The 237-nt window shown below is 71.3% G+C and carries 1 protein-coding gene; it reads right to left on the bottom strand.

The window, feature by feature from the left end:
- A partial coding sequence (locus tag E4V01_RS25990; RefSeq protein ID WP_193763323.1) for an MBG domain-containing protein occupies nt 1-237 on the bottom strand: 237 nt, incomplete at both ends.

The raw sequence follows: 237 nt of genomic DNA on the forward strand, positions 1-237 counted from the left end.
TCGGCCGCCGTGGCGAGTTCGCCGGTCAAGGCGTCGCCGTTGACCAGTCCGCGCCCACCGACCCGGTAGGTCAAGCTCGGGTTCGCGTCGCCGTAGACGCGGCTCTGCGCCTCCGCCGTGAGGGTGAGCGATCGCGCCGTGATCGCCAAGTCCGCCCCGACATAGCTTACTGCGTAGTTGGCCGAGGCGGCCAGGCTGCCCTGGCCGATGCCGTAGCTGCCGACGTTGCTGCGCGCG

The organism is Methylorubrum sp. Q1, from assembly GCF_004683995.1.
In the GTDB taxonomy this organism is placed as follows: domain Bacteria; phylum Pseudomonadota; class Alphaproteobacteria; order Rhizobiales; family Beijerinckiaceae; genus Methylobacterium.